Raw genomic sequence first — 24022 nt, forward strand, 5'->3', positions numbered from 1 at the left:
TTATTTGAGAATATTCGTGAATTGGAACCTGGTTTTTTATCAGTAGGAACAGCCGATTTATAACAACTAAGGCGAAAAAGGGAATAAAAGCCTTTGCATATTCAAATAATAATACTACCTTTGCACCGCAAATAAGGATGGTTCCGTAGCTCAGCTGGATAGAGCAACGCCCTTCTAAGGCGTGGGTCGAGCGTTCGAATCGCTCCGGAATCACTTAGCAAAATCGCAAATAACTGTAATATAGTTGTTTGCGATTTTTTTGATTTATATGAGTTGCATAACATTAGCACAACTTGATCTTTTGGAGTATTCTTGGCTCACCCGATAATCATTGGGGATAAATAAATTCATTATTTGGCAAAAGAGAGCCTGCGGCAGAGGGAGCTTATTGTAAAAAACGTATTTTTCAGGTTCGAAAGACATCCGAAATAAAACAAATGTTAATCCGCTTTTTTGACCTCAAAAAGGGACTTATTCCTCTTTTCCTGCACCTTATCGCCATGAAGAGGGACTTTGTCGCTCTGATCCGGCACTTTGTTGCCCTGAAGTCGGACTTCATATAGTACGAAGTCAACCTTCAGAGCGATGAAGTGCCGGGTCAAGGCTATTTTCTGCGCACCTCACGGCAACCAGTCTCCAAAATTTCCTTGAGATGTTTGGAGCGTCGTCCGTTTTATTTTGAAATATTCGATTCTCCGGGAGTTAAGGTTTATCACTTTGCCGATATTTTATGTTTTCGGTAATCAAATTGTACGCTTTTTCAGACAATCTGCGCACCTCACTCCATCTGTTGTCAGTAAAGAAGATTAAAACAGTGAAAAGAGTCAATCTAAAATCGATCAACTTTTCGGACGAAATAGAAAAACGCCCAAAAAGAGGGTTATTGTATAATTTTCCTCATCCTTGTGGCTATCTCCGATGATTATCGGGTGAGGACAATAAATAAAGCCCGAACCGATAACCGGAACGGGCTTAACTTTGTCTTAATATAAACGGTCTCGCCTCCCGGCGGTACACTATCTTAGAATGTTGCGGAGGAAAGTTCCTTGCTTATTTGCTCCACAGCAATTCGTATTTTGTCGTATTGTTTTTGTCCGGCTGCTGTTATTCCTGATGTGTATTGACGCATCAATGAAGGATTAATGCCGGCAACCTCCGCAACTTTCGTCACATTCAGGAATGAGAAGTAATTGAAGAATGATTGCAGATCGTATTTATAGACAAATTCCAATTCTGGAACGTCTGCGCCTTCGGCTGCTTTTATTTCCTTAATATCTTCATAGGCTTTCAACATATCCGCTTTTGCAGCCTCTGCGGTATCACCATAACCGGCCAGTCCGAAGCCTGGCAGATCTTCCTCAACAAAACATGAGTAATACCCGTCGCCTGCCTTTTCCATGATTACAGTAACTTTCATATACCTTTTCTTTTTTTTGTGAATAAAGGAGCCGGCACTATACCGACTCCAATCGCTTAATAAAACAGTTTTTTATGAAGTAAGGATGCCGGGGTTAAACCCCGAGCACCTTTCTTGCTTTACGTTCCAGCCCTTTGATCATGGTTAGCACCGTGACGGGAAACGTAACAACCTGCTGCGGTAAGTTCCGCAATAAACTGATTGTACTTCATAATATAAAAGACCGTTGTTTATTAAGACGATACAAATATAGCGTATCTGCTATAAATTGCCAAATAAAAACATAACTATTTTGCTATATTCTGTGAGTTTGTAATTAGACTCATGCAGACTGCCGGCTATTATTATCCATTGCGTTCTTTATTGAAGTATCTGTCTAAAGTCGATAAAATACGATTTTAGACAGATAATATATCTGGGCTATAAGAATGATTGTGTAACTTTGTTAATCAAATTGGCACTAATAAATGAGAAATGGAAGAAACAAAATGCGGTTACAGGGTTAAAGAATATAGCGGGCCTGTGAAAAGATATTGCCAGACGTTGGAGTTGAAGGATAATCCGGAGTTGATCGACGAGTATGTCCAGTGGCATAGTGAGGCGAAGTCCTGGTCGGAGATAAGAGATGGCATTCGGGCTGTCGGTATCCTGGAAATGGAAATTTATCTGTTGGGTTCCCGTTTGTTTATGATTGTTGAGACTCCACTCGATTTTGATTGGGATTCGGCTATGGCAAAGTTAAACACATTGCCGCGTCAGGCCGAATGGGAGAATTTTGTTGCCCGTTTCCAGAAAACATTGCCGAATGCCTCTTCGGCGGAAAAATGGACGTTGATGGAACGGATCTTTTATTTATATCCATAAAGGGACTTTGAACATGGCATAGTTATTCCCAATCGCTGAACTCAAAACTCAACTGTTCCCAGCGGGCCTTTTCCTCGTTTTTCTCGTAGGGGTTGGAGATGGAGAGCCCGATTAACCGGATCGGATGAGTGTCGTATTCGATATCTTTCAGTAGTTCTTTGGCTAAAGGTAATATTTCGGTTAGTGTTGTCAGTTCATGGCTTTGAGTGATGCTTCTGGTTTTCTGGCTGAAATCGTGGAATTTGATTTTTAGCGTTAGGGTGTTTCCTTTGAAGCCGGTTCGCTCCAGGCGGCCGATCAGTTCGGTGGCAACGTGGTACAACTCGATTATGACGGATGACTGCCGGGAGATATCTTTATCCAGCGTATGTTCGCATCCGACGGATTTGCGTACACGGACAGCTTCGACTGGGCGCAAGTCGATTCCTCTCGAAAATTCATAGTATAAGATTCCGGCCTTTCCGAATTGCCGGGTGAGCATTTCCTGCGAACAGGCTCGTAACTGTTCGCCATTGTGAATGCCTAATGTATGCATCTTTTGGGCCGTAACCGGACCGATTCCCCAGAATGATTCGATCGGGAGATGTTTGATAAATTCCTCGGCTTGTGTCGGGTGTATGGTGCAAAGGCCGTCCGGCTTGCGGTAGTCCGACGCTATTTTGGCAAGAAACTTATTATAGGAAATACCCGCTGAAGCAACCAGGTTCAGCTCTTCCCTGATTTTCCGTTTGATAGCTTTGGCTATATCGACGGCAAGCGGGATATTTTGCTTGTTTTCCGTTACGTCCAGAAAGGCTTCATCCAGCGAAAGCGGTTCGATAATATCCGTATATTCATGGAATATCTCATGTATCTGCCGGGATACGGCTTTGTAGACATCCATACGTCCGGGTACAAACGTGAGTTGCGGGCATAACCTTTTTGCCTTTTGTGAAGACATGGCGGAACGTACTCCGAATTTCCGTGCTTCATAGCTTGCTGCAGCCACAACACCACGCTCCTCGGCGTGCCCGACAGCCAGTGGAATACCGCGAAGTTCCGGATTATCCCGCTGTTCGACGGATGCGTAGAATGCATCCATATCGATATGTATGATCTTGCGCTCCATTAAAATCCGTTCATCGGAATTAAGACTGTCGGAATTAATAATATGAATCCGACTACCACTAAAAGCAGAATAAACTTCCAAGCCCACCGGAACCATTTGTCATAGGGGATGCGGCTTACTCCCAGCACGGCAATCAGTACTCCCGAAGTAGGGGTTATCAGATTGGTAAATCCGTCTCCGAACTGGAAAGCCATGACTGTCGCCTGCTTGGATAATCCGATCAGGTCAGAGAAGGGAGCCATTATAGGCATGGTCAGTGCTGCTTTGGCACTTCCCGACGGAATGACCAGGTTGATCAATGTCTGAATAACATACATCATGCCGACAGTTGCCACCTGTCCGAGTCCTTCCATCCCTTTTGCCAAGCTGTAAAGGATCGTATCGATGACAAGGCCGTCTTTCAAGATAACAATAATACCTCCTGCCAGACCGACAACCAATGCAGCACTCATAATATCTTTGCATCCGTCCAGAAAAAGCTTGACCAGCTCATTCGGTGTCCGGTTGTTAGCAATGCCGGCCGCCAGCCCGAGTGCAAAGAACAGTGTTGCAATCTCCATGATATACCAGCCATATCCCATAACCCCGGTTATCAGATAAAAGATTGTGAAGAACAATAGGTTCAGAATATATAAATGAACTGTTTTGCGTAAGGCAAATACGGAAGTCAGGATGAAAGCGACTGTTAAGACAGGCAGGAGAGGAAGCCCTTTGATCAGACTGTTCCCGATCTGCAAAGTCGTAGTCGGGTATAAAGCGGCAAAGACGATTTGTACGGCAGTCAATATTCCAAAGCATATCCAGGCTGCTCGCGGTGTATGATAGACTACATCCAATGAATTGTTGCTGTGCAGATCTCTCCAATATTTATCCTCTTCGTACACCGGTGAGGACTGCGGGTCTTTTTTAACTTTAGCGGCATATCGGAGTATCCAGGTGAAACCGATAGCATTGATGACTATCCAACAGAATATCCGGTATTCGATTCCCGAGAAAAGCGGAATACCGGCCAGCCCTTGTGCGATACCGATTGTAAATGGGTTTAGTATGGCACCGGCAAATCCTAACCCGGCAGCGACAAAGACCATGCAGACTCCGGTAATAGAATCATATCCCATCGAAATTGCCATCGGAACAAGAACCAGGCAAAATGCAATCGTTTCTTCGCTCATGCCAAATACAGCTCCGAAAATGCTGAACAATAACATGATGGACGTCAATAAGAAGTTTTCGACTCCAATCTTGCGCAATAACCGGTTATTCTCCATTTTTCGGGCGCGGCGCAGGAAACTGACTGTACCGATATCGAAAGCCTTGCTGTCGTTGACAATCCAGAAAGCCCCTCCGATGATCAGGATAAAGACGATGATGTCCGCCCTCTCGACAAATCCTTTATAGAAGGCAGAGAACACTTGCCAAGTTTGCGGGATATGTTTTACTGCTTCGTAAACAACCGTTTTCTCTCCGGCTGCATTGATGCTTTCCTTGTATTGTCCGCCTGGAATTACCCAAGTGAGGACTGCACAGAACAGGATGATGTAGAATATAATAACGTATGTATGTGGAATTTGTCTCTTTTTCATAAGCTGTTTTCGTCTTCTTCGTCTGTTAATGATCCGATCTCGGGAAGGACGGCACGTGCTTCCCTGTCACTGAGCGTATCCACGTCTTTCAGCTTGCGTTGGATTGCACGGGTACGGGTCCCCAATACTTCTTCTATTTGTCCGCTGGCTGTTTGCAGGTTCTTTTGTGCCTTTTCCAGCATACCGCCGACTTTCTCGAACTCTTTCTTGACAGCTCCCAGGATTGTCCATACTTCACCGGAATGTTTCTGGATGGCAAGGGTACGGAATCCCATTTGCAGGCTGTTCAGGATGGCGGCAAGCGTCGTCGGGCCGGTTACCACCACTTTGTAGTTCCGTTGCAGTTCTTCCAGCAGGGAGGAACGGCGCACGACTTCCGCATAGATTCCTTCGAACGGAAGGAACATGATTCCGAAATCGGTTGTTGCCGGAGGTGCCAGGTATTTGTCGGAAATATCTTTTGCCATCTTCTTGATGGTTGTTTCCAGTAATTTTCCCGCAGCTTCTATGGCTTGGGTGTCGGCCTGGTCATAGGCGTCTAAAAGTTGTTCGTAAACGTCTTTCGGAAATTTGGCATCTATCGGCAGATACACATATTCGCGTACATCGTCGCGTCCCGGCAACTTGACGGCAAACTCGACAACGGCATCCGAACCTTTACGGGTATGCACATTGGCTTCGTATTGTTCCGGCGCCAATAGTTGTTCGAGGAGCATGCTAAGCTGAATCTCTCCGATGTTGCCGCGCGTCTTTACATTGCTGAGGACACGTTTTAAGCCGCCGACATCCTGTGCCAGCGTTTGCATTTCTCCAAGTCCCTTCTGCACGCTTTCCAGCTGTTCGGTGACAAGGCGGAAAGATTGACCGATCCGGTCGTTCAGCGTCTTTTGCAGTTTCTCATCTACTGTGACACGGATTTCTTCTAGTCTTTTTTCCGTGTTGGCGACCAATAAACGCTGCTGTTCGTCCAGGTTGGCAAATTTTTCCCGTTGCAGGTTGTTAAAGGAAGCAATACCCCGTTCGAAAGTTTCTCTGAATTCACTCATGGAATGTGTGAGTTCTTCTCGGTTATCACGGGCGACAATACGGCTTTCTTCACGGTTAAGGCGAAAGTCTTCCCGAAAGTTTTTTTCGATGCGCTCGAAAGAACGTTGCATTTCGTCCAACAACCGTTTTAGTTCGTCTGCAGTGTCCGAATGCTCTTTCCGGAGGCGGAAGATAAGTTGTAAGGCAATGATAATGACAAGTAAGCAAATAATCAACCAATTCATGTTTTTCTATTTTGGCTCAAAGATAGAAAAAGAGTTATCGTGTATAGTAATTAAAAAGAGTTAAAAAAAGAAACATTCTTCTGAAACCTTTGTTTAAGTTATACAAAGCAGCTTATATTTGTAAGCCGCTTTTGATGTAGCACATAAAATACAATAAAAGATGGCAAAAATAACATTTAAAGGTAATGGCGTAAATACGAACGGTTCATTGCCCGCAGTTGGAGCAGAGGCTCCTGATTTTAAAGGTGTGAAAAGTGATTTATCAGAATTGCATCTGAAAGAGTTAAAAGGTAAGAAAGTTGTAATTAACGTATTTCCGAGTTTAGACACAGCTGTGTGTGCCGCTTCGGTAAGACGTTTCAATAAAGAAGCCGCTTCTCTTCCGAATACTGTGGTGCTTGCCGTTTCAAAGGATTTACCTTTTGCACAAGGACGTTTCTGTACCACGGAAGGTATTGATAAAGTGATTCCGCTTTCTGCATTCCGTTGTTCTTGTTTTGAAGATGGGTACGGGATGCTGATGGTTGACGGTCCGCTGAAAGGTTTATTAGCCCGTGGCGTGATAGTAGTCGACGAAGCAGGTAAGATTGTTTATGAGGAACTGGTTTCCGAAATAACGAACGAGCCGAATTACGAAGCCGCAATCGCTTCGCTAAAAAACTAATTAAGTAGATTATTGTTTTTCATTGGTTAAAGTTAAGGGTTAGTGTAGGAGGTCGTCGGATGTGAATCCCGCGACCTTCGTTTTTTTAGTACAGTTTGCCATCTCGGATTTTCTTTGTATACTTGCACCGATTATGAATAACTGGAAAAAAGTATTCGCTATTATATGGACCGGGCAGTTTTTCTCTATCCTGACCAGCTCGATCGTCAATTTTGCAATTGTCTTATGGCTTAGTTTTGAAACAAAGTCGGCTGAAGTCTTGGCTTTAGCCACTATTGCGGCTATGCTTCCTCAATCTATATTGGGGCTGTTTACTGGCATTTTTGTGGACCGTTGGAAAAGGAAATTGGTGATGATTCTGGCCGATAGTTTTATTGCGTTTTGTACGATGCTCCTGGCAGTGTTGTTCTATCTGGATATTGCAAAGCTCGGTCATGTTTATCTTTTGCTGGCATTGCGGTCGGTCGGTTCGGCTTTCCATATGCCGGCCATGCAAGCCTCCGTCCCTTTGCTGGCTCCCAAATCCGAACTGATCCGGATTGCCGGTATCAATCAGATCATCCAGTCTGTCTGTAATATTGCCGGACCGGCTTTAGCAGCTCTTTTCATCTCTTTTATGAAGATGACGAATATTCTGATGATGGATGTGATCGGGGCGGCATTAGCCTGTACGTCGTTATTGTTTGTGACGATCCCCGATCTTGAAAATGCGGAGAGGAATCAAAGGGTCCGGTTGCTGAAAGAGGCGAAAGAGGCTTTCACGGAGGTACGCCGCCAAAACGGGTTGTCGTGGTTGTTCGCCCTTTCTATTTTGGGTACATTCTTCATTATGCCGGTGAGCGTGTTGTATCCGCTGATGACACTTAACCATTATTCGGGGAATGCCTACCAGATCAGCCTTGTTGAGGTTGCCTGGGGGATCGGGGCATTGATGGGAGGTACTTTCCTGGGGATGAAGAAGTTTCATTTGAATGAGATTTCCCTGATTAACTGGATGTATATCCTGTTGGGGTTTACGTTTCTTTTATCTGGAATTCTGCCTGTTTCAGGATATCCGCTGTTTGTCATACTAACGGCAGTAGGAGGGGTTTCCGGTTCTCTTTATATGGCTTCCTTTACGACAGTGGTCCAGACCCGTATCGATCCGGCAGTGATGGGACGTGTATTCTCTTTTTATATGAGTGTGAATATGCTCCCTTCCATGATCGGGTTGTTGAGTACCGGCTTTCTTGCCGATACGATCGGTATCGGCAATACGTTTATGATCGGCGGGGTTTTAGTCGGGCTGATTGGAGTTGTGTCGTTCTTTGTGCCTTCGATCAACGATTTGAGACGTAGTTTCCGGAAATAATCTTTTAAAGCTGTTCGTTGATCAGTTTGTATCCGATACCTCTCACATTCAGAATCTTGATGTGAGGGTCTTTCTCTAATTTGTGGCGCAGCTTGGTGATAAATACGTGCAGGCTGCGCGCATTGTAAAAACTGTCGTCTCCCCACAGGTTTAGCAGGATGTCTTTGCTGTAAATCGGCTGGTTTTCGCTTTCGCATAAACGTTTCAGTATCTCGGATTCTTTAAAGGACAGTGTATCACTTTCACCGGCTATCAGCAGTGTCTGGGTTTTAGGATAGAAGGTGTAAAGGCCGATCTCATAAAATCCGGCTTTTTCTTCTTCCGTCTTGCTTTTGATAAGGAGAGCTTTGGCCCGTACCACTAACTCGCGCAGACTGAAAGGCTTGCGTACGTAATCGTTTGCACCCAACTCGAAGCCCGAGACAATGTCGTCGGTGGAGGAACGGGCGCTGAGAAAGAGCACCGGGACCTCTTTGTCTTCTTTTCGTATTCGCCGGATCATTTCAAATCCGTCTATTTCCGGCATCATGACATCGGCTATGATCAGGTCGGGATGTTGTTTGTAGAAACAGTCGATTCCCTGCAGGCCGTTACAGGCTGTTATAACCTGGTATCCCTCTTCCTCCAACGCATCCTTGATGATCATGGAGAGGGTTACTTCGTCTTCTACTACCAATATTGACTTTTTATCTTTCATGTGTCTGGGGTAATGTGATGATAAAACTGCTTCCTTCGCCGGGATGGCTTTCAACCCGGATTGTCCCGCTGTGCTTTTGTATCATGGTTTTGACGTAGAACAATCCGATTCCGTATCCTTTAACCGGAGCCCTGTTCTCATTCGGGATCCGGTAGAACTTGTCGAAGATGTGCGACAGATGTTCTTCGGCTATCCCGATTCCATTGTCTGTTATGCATATTGAGATAACTCCATCTGTTTCTTCTGCCGTTATCGATATTTGCGGATCGTCTCCGGAATACTTGATCGCATTATCCAGTATATTGCTAAGGATGTTGTAAAGGTGGGTGCGGTCTGCTTCGAGGCAGATCGTGTCCGGAGTAAATTTCCGGCAGACGTGAAACGCTTTGGAAGATTTGATGGTCTGCTGTTCGACAATCTTTCCGGTCAGTTCGTTCAGGTCGATCCGTTCGAATTTGAGTTTAAACACCTTTTTCCGTTCCAGGCTGAGGGAAAGAATCTGTTCGACCATGTTTCCGAGGCGTTGCAGTTCCTCATGGCAGACATGCAGATACTTGTTCGTTTTTTCCTTATTGCCGGTTATGTTGTAATGGATCATGGCTTCGACTGCCGCATACGTAATGGCGATCGGAGTCTTTAGTTCATGCGTGACATTGTGTGTAAAATCATCTTTCAGTTGTTCCACTGTTTTCTGATGGATAAGGAACCAGAGCATATATGCAAAAGAAAGAGTCAGGATCAGAAGGATCAGGAAAGACGAAAACAGGATGCCTGACATCATCCGGACCGTTTCCCATTTTGTCGGTTCGGTATATACGAAGTAAGCCCTTTTGTGGTAAGTCGTGTAATCCCATTTATATAGTTCATATTTTGTCCGGTCCAGGTTGGCAGGAACGGATGAGGATATGATGGAACTGTCCTCCAGGTTCCATATTTCGGTATAATGATGAATGTCCAGTTCGCTCTTTTGCAAATGGGAGGAAAGAATACTGTCGAACCTGGCAAGGCTGATCGGTTTGATCGTGTCGATTGTTTCGTGCAGGGCACGTTGCATCTGTAGCCCCAATTCTCCCAGTGAACTGAAATCATCCCCTACTTTTACGGCCGTGCTTTTAAGCATTTCTCCCGCTTCTTTGCTGAGTGTCTTACTGTTGTAGCTGGGATTGTATATGTTTGTGTCGAGCGGTAAAATGCTCCGTTCGGAGATGACCGAGTCTTTATCCGGAAAGCTGGTGCTGATAGCGACACCGCCTTCCGTATCGGCAATGGCTGAAGTCTCCCGCTGTTTATGTAATGCCTTGCTAAGGAAGTCTGCCCGGTCGAACAGTTCGATATGGTCTGCGTTTTTGATAGCCATCCGGATATCTTCCCGGTTCTGGGCCTGCCGGGAATGATAGAGGCCGGTTAGCCAGAACAGCTGGTAGATGAAAATGCCGGACAAGGAAAGAATGACCAGTATGACTACATATTTGAACGAAGATTTCATATAAACAAATGTAGGGAAAGTTTATCTGATCCGGCTCATTTGGTAAGACTAAATAACATTCGGACCGGACGATGTTATATAGTCTTACGAAAGAAAGGCAAAGTTTGGAACTCTCGTTTCCGTATACAACCTTTACAAGAAAAAAGAATACGATGAAACACTTCTATTATTATTTGTGGATCGCTTTCCTGGTAGGCCAGGCACCTGTATGGGGACAGAACGCAACTGAAAAGAAACATATCCTGGTGAATGACAGTATAACGGTAGACCTGCCGGAGGTGTTTGTGAAAGCCGAGCGGCCATTAGTAAAGGTGTCGGAAGGTAAATTGCAGTACGACATTCCGAACCTGGTAAAAGATAAGCCGGTCGATAACGCCTTTGATGTGATTGGCGAGCTGCCAGGCATACAAAAAGAAGGAGATAAGGTGTCGATTATTGGAACCCCTTCGACTTCGATCCTGATCAACGGACGGAAAAGTTCGATGACTGCGGAGCAATTAGCCGATTTATTGAAATCAACCTCTTCATCCAAAGTAAAACAAATAGATGTGATGTATAGCACGCCTCCCCGGTTTGGCGTAAAAGGGGCTTCCATTAATGTCGTGATAGAAAATGACAAATCTTTAAAAGACGTGCTGAAAGGGGAAATCTCTTTGACGGGTAAACAAGGCTATTTCTTTTCTCCGTCCGGCCAGGCAAACCTTTCGTATGTTGGGAAAAACTATTCGGCGGATATCTCTTATTCGGCTTCTTATAATCATGGACGCCAGGAAGAGGAAATGACTGCCCAACCGACTGTAAACGGCCGGCCGTACGATATCAGGCAGGATGACTGGTATAATTTTGTAAGCCTTTCCCACAATATACGGGGCGCTTTCGATTTCGATTTGAAGAACAAAGACCGGCTGTCACTTTCCTATACCGGCCGTTTTTACGATCCGGATAAAATATCGAGAAGAGGCGCGTTAACCGAGTTTGTCGGTATCCAGCGGGTAGAGACGGAGTTGGAATTGTCCGGAGCTTCCAATCTGCATAATGCCCGGGTGGATTATGTCAGCCACAAAGGGTTCAGTGCCGGGATGGATTATACTTTTTATAAGAATGACGACAAGCAACACTTGGTGAATGACTTTGAAAAAGAGGAAAAACAGACAATCTCGACTCTGTCTTCCCAGCAGGTACAACGCGCAAATCTTTATCTGAATGACAGCCGTAAGTTGGAAAAAGGATGGATGTTGAATTACGGAGTGGAGGCTTCTCTTTCCGATACCCGTAACGAGTCCGGCCAGTCGATCAATGACGAAGAAGCTCCTGAAGGGACTTTCCGCCTTAAACAAAAAGACTATTCCGTGGGGGCTTTTGCCGGTTTTACGAAACAGTTCGGGAAAAAGATTTCATTGGATGCATCCGTCTCCTTGCAATATTATAAGGCATCCGTCGATTCGGCGGGCAAGAAAAAGACATTATGGAACAGGGGCAGCCTTTTCCCTCAATTGAACTTTACTTACAAAGTAGCCCCGTCCGGTATGCTGATGTTTTCCTTTTCGAGTGATAAATCCTACCCTTCTTATTGGATGACTACTCCCAATACCTATTATATGAATATTTATAGTTCTATTATCGGAAACCCGGATTTGAAGCCGCAACTTTCTTATTCGATGCAACTGAATTATATCCTGAAGAGCAAGTATGTATTCGGCCTGTTTGCCAATATCCAGCCCGATAAAATACAGCAGATGACCTACCAGCGCCACGATGAGTTGCGCTCCGTATTCCAGACGGTGAATATGGATATCTACAATATGTACGGAGCCGTAGCCGTCATCCCTTTCAGGCCTTTTGATTTTATGAGTTCCAGGCTGACGTTGATGGGTTGTACCATTCATAACAAAGGGACGCTTTATGATGTCTCTTTCGATCGTAAAAAACTGTTTGGCCGGGCTGAACTGAACAATACGTTCTATCTGACCAAAGACCGTAACTTGTCGTTGGATCTGCGGGGCTATTGTATCTCTCCGGTTATCCAAGGTTTGTATGATGTCGACTTGATTTATAACGTCTCGGCCGGTCTGACCTGGACGTTCGCTAAAAAGAAGATGCGTCTGACGGTCCGGGGCAATGATTTGTTCGAGGGCAGCAATCCTGTCACCCACGTGGATGAACAGGGACAGAAAAGCCGGATGAAACTCTGGCAGGACAGCCGGAATGTAACATTTACATTGCGCTATAGTTTCGGTGGCTACAAAGAGAAAAAAGCAAAAGAGGTGGACACTTCGCGTTTTGGAACGGGTATCTGATATATTGGAATTGCAAGCTGGTCGCGATTTTTAGTTTGTTTATTATTGGCAGCGGACTGGTAGGGCTGATGAAAAATAATAGATGTTCATATTCTCTAAGCAAATACGTAAATATCTGATTAGTAGGGAATGCGAACATCTAACGTTTTTACAACCACTTAGGGTTCGCACCTTGTCTTTGATTGAAACATTGCTGCGTAATCATGTTATCTATGAAAGTATTCTGTAACTTTGCCTACAAATTTAAGAATAAGCTTATTGTATATGCAATAATTATGAATAAAAAAATCCTTCAATTAGCGCTCCCTTCTATTGTTTCCAATATAACCGTACCCTTATTGGGGCTGGTCGATGTGGCGATTGTCGGGCATCTGGGGGCGGCTTCTTATATAGGGGCGATTGCGGTAGGGGGGATGTTGTTCAATATTATTTACTGGCTGTTTGGATTTCTGCGTATGGGGACGAGTGGAATGACTTCACAGGCTCTGGGAAGACGGGATTTGCCGGAGGTGACACGGGTGTTGTTGCGGTCGGTGGGAGTTGGGCTTTTCATTTCGCTGGCATTGCTTCTGCTGCAGTATCCGATACGGAAAATAGCTTTTGCCTTGCTCGATACGACTGCTGAGGTGGAGCAGTTGGCTACGCTTTATTTCCGTATTTGCATCTGGGGAGCACCGGCCGTATTGGGATTATATGGCTTTTCCGGTTGGTTTATCGGGATGCAGAATTCCCGTTTTCCGATGTTTATTGCAATTACGCAGAATATTGTCAATATCGTGGCAAGCCTGATCTTTGTGTTTGTCTTTGGAATGAAGGTGGAAGGGGTTGCCACGGGAACACTGATTGCGCAGTATGGCGGGTTTCTGATGGCTGTCTTTCTGTGGCTTGTTTACTATCGGAAGCGGCTGAAAGGGCGTGTCGGCTGGCAGGAGATTGTGGATAAGGTTGCCATGCGCCGCTTTTTCCAGGTAAACAGCGATATCTTCTTCCGGACGCTCTGTCTGGTGGCCGTTACGACTTTCTTTACCTCTACGGGAGCCCGTCAGGGTGATACGGTTTTGGCGGTCAATACATTGCTGATGCAGCTGTTTACATTGTTCTCTTATATAATGGACGGATTCGCCTATGCCGGCGAAGCGTTGGCGGGACGTTATATCGGCGCCCGAAACCAAAGTGCGCTCAACCGGATGATTCATCTGCTGTTTGGCTGGGGAATCGGTCTGTCTCTCTTCTTTACCCTGCTTTACGGAGTAGGGGGAAAAGGTTTCCTGTCACTCCTGACCAACGATTCTGCCGTCATTCAGGAAGCCGGAACTTATTTCTATTGGGTGTTGGCCGTTCCGCTTGCCGGTTTTGCAGCCTTTCTTTGGGATGGTATCCTGATCGGTGCCACTGCCACCCGCCTGATGCTCTATTCCATGCTGGTAGCCTCCGGTACCTTTTTCCTGATCTATTACCTTTTTTCCGGCACAATGGGAAACCACGCATTATGGATGGCATTCCTGACCTATCTGTTCTTGCGGGGGATTATGCAATGGGGGTTGTGGCATCAAATGAGCAGGCCTTTGTAGGGGCGGTTCGCGAACCGCCCTTCTTCCTGGGTAAATATTCATCCCTTCCAAAATTTATCATACTCCCATTTCTGTGGATTATTCATGATATACCAATATATATTATTATATGACATCTCATTTCGTATAATATGTTCATAATAGTTTCTTTGCCAAATTTGATTACCTATTGTGTTATTATTGATATTGATTTGTTTGGTTGATATCGTTTTGAAGGCACCGATGATGCGGCCGAGGGGTTTGTTTATTGTAGGGAGGGCGGTTCGCGAACCGCCCCTACGTGGGTTGGTGATTTCGATAATGGCATGGAAATGGTTGGGCATGATACAATATATATGAAATAAGATATGGGGATTTTGTTGTTCGATTTGTTTGCAGCAAGATATAATGATTTTCCCATTTTCGTTTAATATGATTTCTCCATTGATAATGTTTCCGAATATGCATTTCATGTTTTGTACGCATATCGTAACGAAATACAACCCTTCCTGTGAATAGTCATATCCTTGCAGGCGGAAGCTGTGGCGGTGGTGGATGTCGGGATTGTAATTGTTCATAGTTATTCTTGTTTTGGTTGTGATGATGCAAATATAAATAAAAGAGCCGGATATCAAAGTGATACCCGGCTCTTTTTATGGGGGAGACAATGGCTCTTATTGTCTGTAGTTTACTAATTCGTCTGCGTTGAAACTGTGGATGAAGCTGCTGTGTTTTTCAACTTCGGCTTCAACGTAGTTCAGATATACGACGGCTGATTTGGCGAACATTTCGGGTGCTCTTGTTGCGTCCTGGATCAGGAGATGGGCCATGATGCAGTCGGCTGCCATTTCCATAAGGCGGCGGGCAACGAAATCCAGCAATTCCTGGTTCTGGGCTTCCTTCACGATATTCATGCAAGCTCCCAACTTGTTGGCCATTTCAACTAACCGCGCTTTCAACGGTTCCATTTCCGGAGAACATGGGATCGCTTCGAAGTCGCGGATGGTCGCCAGATAAGAACCGTTCGTTACGTAACGGATAGCAGCGACAGTCTGCAACTGTGTCGTACCTTCGTAAATGGAGGTGATACGGGCATCGCGGTAGATACGCTGACAAGCATATTCCAACATGAAACCGGAACCACCGTGAATCTGGATACAGTCGTATGCATTCTGGTTCGCATATTCGGAGTTCATACCCTTTGCCAACGGTGTGAAAGCATCTGCCAACTTCTCATATTTCTTTTGCTCCTGACGTTCTTCCGGAGTCAGCTTGCGTTCGCGTGCGATATCATCTAATGCTTTGTAGATGTCTACATAGCGGGAAGTCTGATACAACAGTGCACGGCCGGCATCCAGTTTCGCTTTCATGATAGACAGCATATCGTAGACAGCCGGAAATTCGATGATTGCCTTGCCGAACTGTTTCCGTTCCTTGGCATAAGCTAACCCTTCGTTGTAGGCAGCCTGGCTCAGGCCGACAGACTGGGCGGCGATACCCAAACGGGCGCCGTTCATCAGAGCCATCACATATTTGATCAAACCTAATTTGCGGTTTCCGCAAAGTTCGGCTTTCGCATTCTTGTAAACCAATTCGCAAGTAGGAGAACCGTGGATACCCAATTTGTTTTCGATACGGCGAACATCCACACCGCCCTCTTCCTTGTCGTAGATGAACATAGACAAACCGCGTCCGTCTTTTGTTCCCTCTTCCGAGCGGGCCAGTACCAGGTGCAAATCAGCATCGCCATTGGTGATGAAACGTTTTACACCGTTCAGGCGCCAGCAATTTTCTTTCTCGTCGAAAGTCGCTTTCAGCATCACGGACTGTAGGTCTGAACCGGCATCCGGTTCCGTCAGGTCCATAGACATCGTCGCTCCGGCACAGATACGCGGGATGAAACGGCTGTGTTGGTCTTCGTTACCGAATTCATATAATGTTTCGATACAGTCCTGGAGTGACCAGATGTTTCCGAATCCGGCATCTGCAGCAGATACGATTTCGGCACACATGGTGTACGGAGTGATCGGGAAGTTCAAGCCACCGAAACGGCGCGGCATCGTCATACCGTTCAGGCCGGCTTTGACCATTGCGTCCAGATTCTGCTTCGTTCCGGAAGCATATTCCACACGTCCGTTAGCACAGTGAGGGCCTTCTTCGTCGACACCTTCGGCATTGGGAGCGATGATTTCGCCGGTGATTTCGCCGGTGATCTCGAGCACCTTGTCGAATGAATCCAACGTATCGGCATAATCTTGCGGTGCATAGTCGAACTCTTCTTTATCTCTGTAATTGCGTTCTTTCAGTTCGCAAATACGTTCCATCATCGGATTGTTCAAGTGATACTTGAGTTCCGGAATGTCTGTATAATAATTTGCCATCTCTTTACTTGCTGTTCTGTTTGTAATACTTAATCATCTTCGGGATCACTTCTTCAACCGTGCCGTTGATAACATAGTCGGCAATCGTGTTGATCGGAGCGTTCTCGTCGTTGTTGATAGAGATGATGATACCTGCATCCTGCATACCTGCGATGTGCTGGATCTGTCCGGAGATACCGCAAGCGATATACAGTTTCGGACGGACCGTTACACCTGTCTGGCCGATCTGGCGGTCATGGTCGCAGTAACCGGCATCAACGGCTGCGCGGCTGGCTCCGACTTCGGCATGAAGTTCTTTCGCCAGTTCGAACAATTTGTCGAATCCCTCTCTGGAACCCATTCCGTAGCCGCCGGCTATGACGATCGGAGCTCCCTTCAGGTTATGTTTTGCCTTTTCCACGTGGCGGTCGATGACTTTCACTACATAATCCGTTTCCGGAACATATTTGGCAACGTCGTGTTTGATCACTTCGCCTTTGTAGTTGGCATCCAGTATTTCCTTCTTCATCACACCTTCGCGGACAGTCGCCATCTGAGGGCGGTGTTCCGGGTTGATGATCGTAGCCACGATGTTACCACCGAAAGCCGGACGGATCTGGTATAACAGGTTTTCATACGTTTTACCTGCTCTCTTATCTTCGTGCGAACCGATTTCAAGGGAAGTACAGTCTGCCGTCAAACCGCTTGTCAGGGCGGATGAAACACGTGGTCCTAAGTCGCGACCGATAACCGTTGCACCCATCAGGCAGATTTGCGGTTTTTCTTCTTTGAACAGGTTGATCAGGACTGAAGAATGCGGGAGAGAGGTGTAAGGGAACAATCCCGGTGCATCGAAGACGTGCAACTTGTCGACGCCGTAAGGCATCACCTGCTTCTCGATCCCTTCCAGGCCGGAACCTGCAACAATGGCTTCGAGCTGGCAGTTTAACTGATTCGCTAACTTGCGACCTTTGGTCAGCAGTTCGAGGCTTACATCGGCAACCGTCGTACCTTCAAGCTCACAATATACAAATACATTATTCATACTCTTATCCGATAGTGTGGTTAGCTAACAGTTCAACAATCAAATCTTCCACATCCTTGTCCGAGCCGGTCAGCGTCTTGCTTTCCTTTGCTTGGAACACGATGTTCTGAATGGCTTTAACCTTCGTCGGCGAACCGGACAGACCGCATTGTTCGAGATCTCCGTTTACATCCGCCACGCTCCATTCCGGAATGTTCAGATACGGACGTTTCTCATACAGTTCGGGGTAAGCTAATGCCGCTACGCCTTCCGGATGGCAGGCAGGTGCCGGAGCTTTCTCCTGTGCGCCTAATGCCCGTTTGTATTTCATCACCAGTTTGGCATTACGCGGGCGGCATGGGGCAGCCGAACCGTTGACCGTTATCACGATAGGCAGCGGGCCTTCCACTGTTTCGACACCACCGTCGATATGGCGTTTTACCGTGATGCGGCGGCTCTTTTCGTCTACATTCAGGATTTCTTCAGCGTATGTGATCTGTGTCAGTCCTAATTTTTCAGCTACCTGCGGACCCACTTGTGCCGTGTCGCCGTCGATAGCCTGACGTCCTCCGATAATGATATCGTAGTCACCGATTTTTCTGATCGCTGTGGCAAGTGCGTAAGACGTAGCCAAGGTGTCTGCGCCGGCAAATGCACGATCTGTCAGCAGATAACCGTTATCTGCTCCACGATATAAACCTTCACGAATAATTTCTGCGGCGCGCCCCGGACCCATTGTCAACAGGGTTACTGTAGTTCCCGGATAGGCATCTTTCAAACGAAGGGCCTGTTCTAACGCGTTCAAGTCTTCCGGGTTGAAGATGGCAGGAAGGGCAGCGCGGTTGATTGTCCCGTCTTCCTTCATCGCATCCTTTCCCACATTACGTGTGTCCGGAACCTGTTTCGCTAATACAATAATTTTTAAACTCATATTATAGGAATATTAGATTTCTATATCAGATATTTGTTCGCATTAACCTTCAAATACTGACCTGCAAAAGTAATCAAACATTCTTTATATCAAAGAACTTTCTTCCGGAATCTGCACACTTTAGGTTTTTTTGAGCATATGCTTTAGAATATCTTTTGTATTTTTGCTTCCGGGTAGACCAATAAAAATAAAATAAGACAGTACCATGAATTTTAATCAGAAAACCACAAGGCCGTTAATCACGCTTTGTATGACCGGATTTCTTTTTGCCGCCTTCCAATATAAGGCGCAGGCGGAAGAGCTGGTCCGCACCGTAGAAGTCTCCAATGAATGGAATATCGATAAGGCAGACGAGCCGGTCGTGCTCCGCTTGAGCGATATGAATCCCTCTTTTCGGGTGCGTTCGGCAACGGTCTGGGACGGGACAACGGAAATCCCTTCCCAATTGGATGACCTCGATGGCGACCGTAAGGCGGATGAATTAGCCTTCGTGTTGGATGTCCCTTCCGGAGCGGTAAAAAAGCTTAAAGTCGTCCTGTCTTCCGAGAAGACGGACCGGACTTATCCATCCCGTGTGTTTGCCGAGATGCTGGTGAGCGACAGGAACGGCAAGCATGTCCCGATTACCTCCCTGACCATTCCGGGAACAAGCAATATCTACAACCAGCTGCATCATCACGGTCCGGCTTTCGAGTCGGAGTTAGTGGCCTATCGCATTTATTTCGACAAGAAGCAGACCGTCGATATTTACGGAAAGTTCAATAAAGGTTTTGAGATACAGGAATCCCAGTTTTATCCGACAGACGAGCAGTTGGCACGCGGTTTCGGTGACGACGTGTTGTTGGTGGGCGGCAGTTGCGGTGTCGGCGCATTGAAAGGATGGGACGGTAAGAAGGCCACCCATATCGAGCCGGTTGCCAGCCTGACGGAGACGATCCGGGCGTATGGTCCGGTGCGTACTGTCACGGATATTGTTTCGAACGACTGGCAGTATCAGGGTTCGGAGCTCCAAATGACAGTCCGTTATATCCTGTATGCCGGGCATCGGGATTGTGAAGTGCAGGTCTTTTTTGCCGAACCGTTGAAGAAAGAGATATTCAGCACAGGCGTTCTGAACATAAAAGGTTCCACCTCTTTTTCCGATCATCAGGGTTTGATTGCCTGCTGGGGAAGGGACTGGCCTGTGAACGATACGGTCAAATATGCAAAAGAAACGGTCGGCGTCGCTACTTGCCTGCCGTCCGGACTTATAAAAGGAGAATCGCAAGACCCCGTCAATTACCTATATATAATAGGGGCGGAGGGAAAATCGTCCTTTACTTATCATATCACCTTTACATCCATGAGGGAAACATTTGGTTATAAGACAAAAGAGGACTGGTTCGCATTTGTACAGAAGTGGAAAAAGGAATTGCAACAGCCTTGCCGTGTCCGGATTAAGTAGTCTCTCGCTAAGGGGTTATTGTAAAAAACGTATTTTTCCGGCTCGCAAGACATCCGAAACAAAATAAATGTTAATCCGTTTTTTTGACCTCAAAAAGGGACTTTTCCCTCTTTTTTGAGCGTTTTCCCCAATTATGACCGTCCTCTTTGCCATTACGACCGTGCTAATGTGTAGTGCACTCGGCACCTCGCGAAGATTAGGACGGTCGTAATGGCGATTATGACGGTCCTAATTGGAAAGAGGACCGTTTTCATGGCAAAAAAGCACCTGAATTTCCTTGCGATATTTGGGACGCCGTCCGTTTTATTTTCAAATATTCGATTCTCCAGGAGTTAAGGTTTATCACATTGTCGTTATTTTTACTTTCCGCCAATCAAATTGCAGGCTTTTCAGAGCGACCTCGGCACCTCATTCCTCTTGTTGTCAGCCGGGGAGGTTAAAACCATGAAAAAAGTCAATTCAAAATGGATCAAGATTTCGGACGAAATAGAAAAACGGCCGAAAAGGGGGTTATTGTATTTTTTTAGATCAGTATGTTTGCAGAATACAGAAAAGCTGGCGATTTGTTAATTCGGGAGGAGCTTATGGGTAGGTTGGTTATTTAAGGTCAAGTCGAGAAAGTATAAGCTTGCTTTTTATATTTTATGTAACATAGTTCTTGCAGAACTCGGTAAGTTGGTTTGAACACTTAAAATCGAATCTTGAATATATATATAATGTATGATTAACTGATTATTTAATAAATTTAATTGTATTGAATCCCATTCTTGCGATGCTTATTTTTACATTTAAGTATTTTAATTTGTATATTCATTACACTTTATATTCTAAAATCGAGATTTGCTTTAAGTAAATAAGATCAATAAGAATATGAATAATATGATCTAAAACATATTTTTATTGTTTTGTATGTATTTTTTGTCAATAAAAATTGCAATTATGATATTTTTGCTTAAATTGCGCCAAAGTTTGAATGTCTAACTAAACAAAAATGTGTTTATGAAAAGAAAGCTAGTGTTATTCTTGACCTACTTACTGGTAAGCATAGGTCTTTTGACGGCTCAGATTTCGCGGGTAACAGGTGTGGTTAAGTCTGCGGATGACGGCGAGCCTATTATTGGTGCTACAATTTTGGTAGAAGGTACGTCTATTGGTACAGTTACAGACATGGATGGTAAGTTTGAAATCACAAATTTACCAAGTTCTGCAAGGACTCTGTTAATTTCTTTTGTCGGAATGGTGAGTCAGCAGGTAAAAATACAATCTGGTCAAATGACAATAACATTGGCCGGGGATAATAGGATATTGGACGAAGTTGTTGTAATTGGTTATGGTACAACTCGTCGGGAAGCAAAAACCGGTTCTATAACTTCTGTGTCGAGTGATGAACTTTCAGAATTGGCAGCTTCTTCTTTTGATAAGATGTTGGCAGGTAAGATGGCTGGTGTTCAGATTACTTCCAATTCCGGTCAGCCGGGTGCAGATTCACAGATTCGTATTCGTGGTATAAGTTCTATTAATGCAGGAAATGAGCCTTTGTATGTAATAGATGGTATCGCTGTAATGTCTGGAAATCAAAGCACTTTTACAAATACATCGAATGCTTTGGCTATAATTAATCCAAACGATATTGAAAGTATCACTGTTTTGAAAGATGCTGCGGCTGCTTCCGTTTATGGTTCACGTGCTGCGAACGGTGTTATTTTGGTTACTACAAAGTCTGGAAAAGAGGGTAAAAGCCGTTTTACCGCTCGTGCAAAATATGGTGTTTCCAATTTGGCCAATGATAAGGATTATCGTGCTATGAATGGCCAGGAATTATGGACTTATCGTCGTGATGCTATTATTAATGCGGGATATAATCCGGATGATCCGAATGGAGGATCTTACTATTATCCGCAAAGTATGTTGCAACAGCCGATGACAGATTGGATTGATCATTTTACCCGGACAGGCCATATGCAAGATTATGAAATTTCTGCTACAGGTGGCAGCAATAAGACTTCTTATTTTAGTTCTGCTTCTTACCATAAGAATGAAGGTATCTTTTATGGTATTAAGTTTGAAAAGATTCAGGCTCGTGTGAATGTAGATCATGAGTTAAATAAGTATTTGAAAACGGGAGTTCGCGTGAATGCTGGTTATACATATGGTGAAGATGTTGCCATGCAAAGTTTATATTATACCAATCCTATTTTTGCAGGAATGACTATTCAGCCTTGGACACAGCCTTATAATGAAGATGGATCTCATAGTTTGGATATACCTGAAAATAGTTATACAAACCCAAGAGCTACTGCTGAATACGATCAACAGTGGCAAAAGGAATATCGTTTTAATGGAAGTCTTTATTTACAATGGACTCCGATAAAAGGGTTGGTCTTGAAAACAACAAATGCGGCAGAAATGAATTTTACTCAAGGTCGGCGTTACTGGGCTCCTGAAACAAACTGGGGGGTAGCTACTGCACAGACGGATAATAATCAGTATCGGTTGTTAACGACGTCTAATACTGCAACTTATGAGAATACGTTTTTAGAAAATCATAGTTACCGCGTTTTAGTAGGCCAGGAAGCATTACATCAGAGTTGGTATCAAGATTATATATATGCATCCAATGTCGATGGTGGTATACCTTTTCCTCAGACGGCACCGTCACCTACAGCAGAACATTCGGAAGAGACAAACACGATGATGTCCTTCTTTGGTATTTTGGATTATAATTATGCGAGTCGTTATTATTTACAGGCTTCTATTCGTTGGGATGGTAGTTCACGTTTTGGAAAAGAGAACATTTGGGGTACTTTCTATTCGGTAGGTGCTTCTTGGAACTTGCACAATGAACATTTTATGGAAGATATGGAATGGCTCGACCTTTTGAAAGTTCGTGCCAGCTATGGTGTGAATGGTAATAATAATATTGATAATTATCAACAGTATGCGAGATATAGAGCAGCTCTTTACAATGGAGAGGCTGGCTATTTGTTAAATTCTTCGAATAACGATTATTTATCATGGGAAAAGAATAAATCTTGGAATATTGGTATTGATTATAATTTCCTGAAACATTTTTCTGGTAGTATTGATTTCTATTCTCGTAAAACAACAGATATGTTACTGGATCGTCCGTTGTCAAGAACCACCGGTTTCACGTCTCAAATGCAAAATGTCGGTTCTTTGAGGAATACAGGTGTTGAATTCCAGTTTGATGCCAATATAATCGAAACAAAGGATGTACAATGGAATGCTGGTATCAATATCTCACATAACAAGAGTAAAATCCTGGATTTGGCAGGTGATGAAATGATTGGTGATGCTGATTATTCAGCATTGAAATACATAAAGGGAGAGAAATTATTTACATTCTATTTGCGGGATTACCAAGGAGTGGATCCGGAGACGGGTAATGCTTTATGGATGGACAAGAATGGCGATCTGACAACTAAAGTTAGTCAGGCTCGCTATATCAAAGCAGGTAGTCCTGAGCCTACTGTAACGGGTGGTTTCCATACGGATGTGACTTGGAAAGGTATCACATTGAATATCCAGTTAGAAGGAAAATTTGGAAATAAGATTTTAATTAGTGAAAATAGCTATTTGCATTCGGATGGATATCAAATGTCTATGAATCAGGCTGCAAGTGCTATGAATTACTGGAAGCAGCCGGGAGATACAAATTGTAATCCCAAACCGGTGGCTGGAAATTCAACGAGTTCGTATACAAGTATCTCTACTCGTTTTCTGGAAAATGGTAGCTATGTTAGACTCAAAGATATTACATTGTCTTATTCATTGCCAAAGAGCTGGTTGTCTGTAGTTGGTGTGAATAATTTGAAAGTATATGCAAGCGGAATGAATGTTTATACATTTCATAATGTAGATTATTTTGATCCTGAACGTGGTATAAAAGGTATGGGATCAGGTATTTATCCGATGACAAAATCGTTTGTATTTGGTTTGGATGTAACATTTTAA

17 protein-coding genes and 1 tRNA gene are annotated in these 24022 nt (G+C 44.7%); 8 read left to right on the forward strand and 10 right to left on the reverse strand.

Features of this window, described 5'->3' with window-relative positions; all coding sequences use genetic code 11:
• Positions 1 to 139 precede the first annotated feature (139 nt).
• Positions 140 to 213, forward strand: a tRNA-Arg gene (locus DWW90_RS08795).
• An 808-nt stretch (positions 214 to 1021) separates the two neighbouring features.
• Here DWW90_RS08795 and DWW90_RS08800 read toward each other — a convergent pair.
• Positions 1022 to 1417, reverse strand: coding sequence for a type II toxin-antitoxin system HicB family antitoxin (locus DWW90_RS08800; protein ID WP_122344706.1), 396 nt, complete (start codon positions 1415 to 1417; stop codon positions 1022 to 1024).
• 474 nt (positions 1418 to 1891) lie between these two features.
• On the opposite strand from DWW90_RS08800, the gene DWW90_RS08810 reads away from it, so the two are divergent.
• Positions 1892 to 2281: an L-rhamnose mutarotase gene (locus tag DWW90_RS08810; protein ID WP_122344707.1), complete on the forward strand. Its 390-nt coding sequence runs from the start codon at positions 1892 to 1894 to the stop codon at positions 2279 to 2281.
• 22 nt (positions 2282 to 2303) lie between these two features.
• Here DWW90_RS08810 and dinB read toward each other — a convergent pair whose 3' ends face one another.
• From dinB to DWW90_RS08825, 3 genes are read right to left on the reverse strand one after another with little or no spacing between them, the layout of a single operon-like run.
• The gene (gene dinB, locus DWW90_RS08815) at positions 2304 to 3389 is read right to left on the reverse strand and encodes a DNA polymerase IV (protein ID WP_122344708.1); all 1086 of its coding nucleotides are present in this window, start codon (positions 3387 to 3389) and stop codon (positions 2304 to 2306) included.
• Positions 3389 to 4972 (reverse strand): YfcC family protein, encoded by a 1584-nt coding sequence (locus DWW90_RS08820; protein WP_122344709.1) that lies wholly within the window; start codon positions 4970 to 4972, stop codon positions 3389 to 3391. The genes dinB and DWW90_RS08820 overlap by 1 nt, the downstream gene beginning before the upstream one ends.
• Entirely contained in the window at positions 4969 to 6243 is a 1275-nt protein-coding gene (locus tag DWW90_RS08825; protein WP_122333192.1) for a DNA recombination protein RmuC, read from the reverse strand. Before DWW90_RS08825 ends, DWW90_RS08820 begins: the two co-directional genes overlap by 4 nt.
• A gap of 160 nt (positions 6244 to 6403) precedes the next feature.
• On the opposite strand from DWW90_RS08825, the gene tpx reads away from it, so the two are divergent.
• Both tpx and DWW90_RS08835 read left to right on the forward strand, forming a co-directional pair.
• Positions 6404 to 6907, forward strand: a complete 504-nt coding sequence (gene tpx / locus DWW90_RS08830; RefSeq protein ID WP_122333191.1) for a thiol peroxidase — start codon at positions 6404 to 6406, stop codon at positions 6905 to 6907.
• A 133-nt stretch (positions 6908 to 7040) separates the two neighbouring features.
• Positions 7041 to 8258 carry an MFS transporter gene (locus DWW90_RS08835; protein WP_122344710.1) on the forward strand — a complete coding sequence of 406 codons (1218 nt, stop codon included), beginning with the start codon at positions 7041 to 7043 and terminating at the stop codon, positions 8256 to 8258.
• 4 nt (positions 8259 to 8262) lie between these two features.
• Here DWW90_RS08835 and DWW90_RS08840 read toward each other — a convergent pair whose 3' ends face one another.
• Both DWW90_RS08840 and DWW90_RS08845 read right to left on the reverse strand, forming a co-directional pair.
• Entirely contained in the window at positions 8263 to 8955 is a 693-nt protein-coding gene (locus tag DWW90_RS08840) for a response regulator transcription factor (protein WP_122344711.1), read from the reverse strand.
• Complete coding sequence (locus tag DWW90_RS08845; RefSeq protein WP_122344712.1) at positions 8945 to 10441, reverse strand: cell wall metabolism sensor histidine kinase WalK; 1497 nt, start codon at positions 10439 to 10441, stop codon at positions 8945 to 8947. The genes DWW90_RS08840 and DWW90_RS08845 overlap by 11 nt, the downstream gene beginning before the upstream one ends.
• A 152-nt stretch (positions 10442 to 10593) precedes the next feature.
• Here DWW90_RS08845 and DWW90_RS08850 point away from each other — a divergent pair, with 152 nt between their 5' ends.
• Positions 10594 to 12738, forward strand: a complete 2145-nt coding sequence (locus DWW90_RS08850) for an outer membrane beta-barrel family protein (protein WP_122344713.1) — start codon at positions 10594 to 10596, stop codon at positions 12736 to 12738.
• Between the two features lie 275 nt (positions 12739 to 13013).
• Entirely contained in the window at positions 13014 to 14309 is a 1296-nt protein-coding gene (locus DWW90_RS08855; RefSeq protein WP_122344736.1) for an MATE family efflux transporter, read from the forward strand.
• Positions 14310 to 14347: 38 nt separating this feature from the next.
• On the opposite strand, the gene DWW90_RS08860 is transcribed toward DWW90_RS08855, so the two are convergent.
• The 4 genes from DWW90_RS08860 to DWW90_RS08875 form a co-directional block, all read right to left on the reverse strand.
• Positions 14348 to 14866, reverse strand: coding sequence for a transposase (locus DWW90_RS08860; protein ID WP_122344714.1), 519 nt, complete (start codon positions 14864 to 14866; stop codon positions 14348 to 14350).
• A gap of 96 nt (positions 14867 to 14962) precedes the next feature.
• Positions 14963 to 16669 (reverse strand): acyl-CoA dehydrogenase family protein, encoded by a 1707-nt coding sequence (locus DWW90_RS08865; protein WP_115499564.1) that lies wholly within the window; start codon positions 16667 to 16669, stop codon positions 14963 to 14965.
• 4 nt (positions 16670 to 16673) lie between these two features.
• Complete coding sequence (locus tag DWW90_RS08870) at positions 16674 to 17693, reverse strand: electron transfer flavoprotein subunit alpha/FixB family protein (protein WP_115499565.1); 1020 nt, start codon at positions 17691 to 17693, stop codon at positions 16674 to 16676.
• A gap of 4 nt (positions 17694 to 17697) precedes the next feature.
• On the reverse strand, positions 17698 to 18603 hold the full coding sequence (locus tag DWW90_RS08875) for an electron transfer flavoprotein subunit beta/FixA family protein (protein ID WP_115499566.1): 906 nt from the start codon (positions 18601 to 18603) through the stop codon (positions 17698 to 17700).
• Between the two features lie 250 nt (positions 18604 to 18853).
• Here DWW90_RS08875 and DWW90_RS08880 point away from each other — a divergent pair, with 250 nt between their 5' ends.
• A complete protein-coding gene (locus tag DWW90_RS08880) occupies positions 18854 to 20047 on the forward strand; it encodes a DUF4861 domain-containing protein (protein ID WP_122344715.1) in 1194 nt (397 codons plus the stop codon).
• A gap of 999 nt (positions 20048 to 21046) precedes the next feature.
• A complete protein-coding gene (locus DWW90_RS08890) occupies positions 21047 to 24022 on the forward strand; it encodes a TonB-dependent receptor (RefSeq protein WP_122344717.1) in 2976 nt (991 codons plus the stop codon).

The sequence above is a fragment of the Parabacteroides sp. AF17-28 genome, from assembly GCF_003479205.1.
Lineage (GTDB): Bacteria > Bacteroidota > Bacteroidia > Bacteroidales > Tannerellaceae > Parabacteroides > Parabacteroides acidifaciens.